We start from the raw sequence: 3,295 nt of genomic DNA, 5'->3' as shown, positions 1-3,295 counted from the left end.
GTTCTTGGTTGCGGGGACAGGATTTGAACCTGTGACCTTCAGGTTATGAGCCTGACGAGCTACCGGGCTGCTCCACCCCGCGCCAAGGACGGCGGCCCTCTTGTGGGAGAGGGCTCGAAGACGAGAAAGGGGAGTAGCGAAAGGCGAATAGAAACCGTCTACTCGCTCTTCGCTACTCCCCGTTCGCACATCGTAGATAAGGAAACTTTTTGCCCTTTGCAGGCCTGGCGACGACCTACTCTCCCAGGTCTTGAGACATAGTACCATTGGCGCTGAAGCGTTTGACGGCCGAGTTCGGGATGGGATCGGGTCTGATCGCTCCGCCGAGGCCACCAGGCCGGCAAAGGGCAAGTTTTGAAGCAAACTGTGATTGGTCTTTCGATCGCGCCATCTTTGGGGAGATGGGCATGGATTAATGAGAACGATCAAGCCGATCGAGCTATTAGTACCGGTAAGCTCCGCGCGTCGCCGCGCTTCCACACCCGGCCTATCGACGTGGTCGTCTTCCACGGCTCTCGAGGGAGAACTCGTTTTGAGGTGGGTTTCCCGCTTAGATGCATTCAGCGGTTATCCCGTCCATACATAGCTACCCTGCACTGCGGCTGGCGCCACAACAGGTCCACCAGAGGTATGTTCATCCCGGTCCTCTCGTACTAGGGACAAATCCTCTCAATTCTCCGACACCCACGGCAGATAGGGACCGAACTGTCTCACGACGTTCTGAACCCAGCTCACGTACCACTTTAATCGGCGAACAGCCGAACCCTTGGGACCTTCTCCAGCCCCAGGATGTGATGAGCCGACATCGAGGTGCCAAACAACCCCGTCGATATGGACTCTTGGGGGTTATCAGCCTGTTATCCCCGGCGTACCTTTTATCCGTTGAGCGATGGCCCTTCCACGAGGGACCACCGGATCACTATGACCGACTTTCGTCTCTGCTCGACTTGTCTGTCTCGCAGTCAGGCAGGCTTATGCCATTGCACTCGACGAGCGATTTCCGACCGCTCTGAGCCCACCATCGCGCGCCTCCGTTACTCTTTGGGAGGCGACCGCCCCAGTCAAACTGCCTACCATGCACTGTCCCGGCCCCGGATGACGGAGCGCGGTTAGACATCCATGACGATAAGGGTGGTATTTCAAGGGTGGCTCCACACGAGCTGGCGCCCATGCTTCAACGCCTACCACCTATCCTACACATGCCGACACGAATGCCAGTGCAAAGTTACAGTAAAGGTGCACGGGGTCTTTCCGTCTGACCGCAGGAACCCCGCATCTTCACGGGGAATTCAATTTCACTGAGCTGACGCTGGAGACAGCGGGGAAGTCATTACGCCATTCGTGCAGGTCGGAACTTACCCGACAAGGAATTTCGCTACCTTAGGACCGTTATATTTACGGCCGCCGTTTACCGGGGCTTCAATTCAGAGCTTGCACTCCTCCTCTTAACCTTCCGGCACCGGGCAGGCGTCAGACCCTATACGTCATCTTGCGATTTCGCAGAGCCCTGTGTTTTTGGTAAACAGTTGCCACCCCCTGGTCTGTGCCCCTCCCGCCCGCTTGCGCGAACGGAAGGCCTCCTTATTCCGAAGTTACGGAGGTAAATTGCCGAGTTCCTTCAGCGTCATTCTCTCAAGCGCCTTGGTATACTCTACCTGTCCACCTGTGTCGGTTTCGGGTACGGTCTGATGCAGGGGCTATTTCCTGGCGCGGGTTCACCGCCCGGACAATCCAGTAAGTCCGAACGATTTACCCCACGCGTCACCACCTGCTGGCCCACGATTATTAACGTGGTTCCCATCGACTACGCCTTTCGGCCTCGCCTTAGGGGCCGGCTAACCCTGCGAAGATTAACTTTACGCAGGAACCCTTGGACTTTCGGCGACACTGTCTTTCACAGTGTTTCTCGTTACTCATGTCAGCATTCGCACTTCCGATACCTCCAGGATGCCTCACGGCTGTCCCTTCACGGGCTTACGGAACGCTCCGCTACCGCTCACCTTGCGGTGAGCCCAAAGCTTCGGCTCGTGGCTTGAGCCCCGGTACATCTTCGGCGCGGAAACCCTTATTTAGACCAGTGAGCTGTTACGCTTTCTTTAAAGGATGGCTGCTTCTAAGCCAACCTCCTGGTTGTTTTGGGATTTCTACATCCTTTCCCACTTAGCCACGAATTGGGGGCCTTAGCTGTTGGTCTGGGTTGTTTCCCTCTCCACAATGGACGTTAGCACCCACTGTGTGTCTCCCGCATACTACTTCCAGGTATTCGGAGTTTGGTTAGGTTTGGTAAGTCTGTGGGACCCCCTAGCCCATCCAGTGCTCTACCCCCTGGAGTATTCGTGCGAGGCGCTACCTAAATAGCTTTCGCGGAGAACCAGCTATTTCCGAGTTTGTTTGGCCTTTCACCCCTAACCACAAGTCATCCGAGTCTATTTCAACAGACACCGGTTCGGTCCTCCAGTGCATGTTACTGCACCTTCAACCTGCTCATGGCTAGATCACTCGGTTTCGGGTCTAAAGCAACGAACTGAACGCCCTGTTCAGACTCGCTTTCGCTGCGCCTACGCCTATCGGCTTAAGCTTGCTCGTTACTTTAAGTCGCTGACCCATTATACAAAAGGTACGCAGTCACCCAGGACGAACCTTGGGCTCCTACTGTTTGTAGGTATCCGGTTTCAGGAACTGTTTCACTCCCCTCGTCGGGGTGCTTTTCACCTTTCCCTCACGGTACTGGTTCACTATCGGTCGCTGAGGAGTACTTAGGCTTGGAGAGTGGTCTCCCCATCTTCAGACAGGATTGCACGTGTCCCGCCCTACTCATGTCTCATGTGCTTCGAAATCCATACGGGGCTATCACCCACTACGGCCCGACTTTCCAATCGGTTCTGATTAGAAACACACAAGAACTGGCCTGGTCCGCGTTCGCTCGCCACTACTAACGGAGTCTCGTTGATGTCCTTTCCTCCGGGTACTTAGATGTTTCAGTTCCCCGGGTTTGCTTTTGTATCCTATGTATTCAGATACAAATACCTTCTCATGATCTCTGTTAGTCCGAGGACATGCGTCTTCAGACATTCCAAAACCGCACGAAAACCTCAGAGCCTTTGTGCAGGCCCAAGATTTCCTCGGAATAACAGAGATCGAAGGTGGGTTTCCCCATTCGGAAATCCGCGGATCAAAGCTTGTTCGCAGCTCCCCACGGCTTATCGCAGCGTACCACGTCCTTCATCGCCTCTCAGCGCCAAGGCATCCACCGAATACCCTTAAGGCACTTGATCGCTCTCATTATCGATGCCCA

At 54.9% G+C, this 3,295-nt stretch carries 1 tRNA gene and 2 rRNA genes; all 3 read right to left on the bottom strand.

From position 1 onward, the window contains the following. Positions 1-5: 5 nt before the first annotated feature. A tRNA-Met gene (locus A1351_RS08265) sits at positions 6-82 on the bottom strand. 140 nt (positions 83-222) lie between these two features. Continuing rightward, positions 223-337: ribosomal RNA gene (gene rrf, locus A1351_RS08260) — 5S ribosomal RNA — on the bottom strand. A gap of 84 nt (positions 338-421) precedes the next feature. After that, positions 422-3,275, bottom strand: a 23S ribosomal RNA gene (locus A1351_RS08255). Between the last annotated feature and the right edge of the window lie 20 nt (positions 3,276-3,295).

The sequence above is a fragment of the Methylosinus sp. R-45379 genome (genome assembly GCF_001644125.1).
Lineage (GTDB): Bacteria > Pseudomonadota > Alphaproteobacteria > Rhizobiales > Beijerinckiaceae > Methylosinus.
This window is presented reverse-complemented; position numbering and strand designations above follow the sequence as displayed.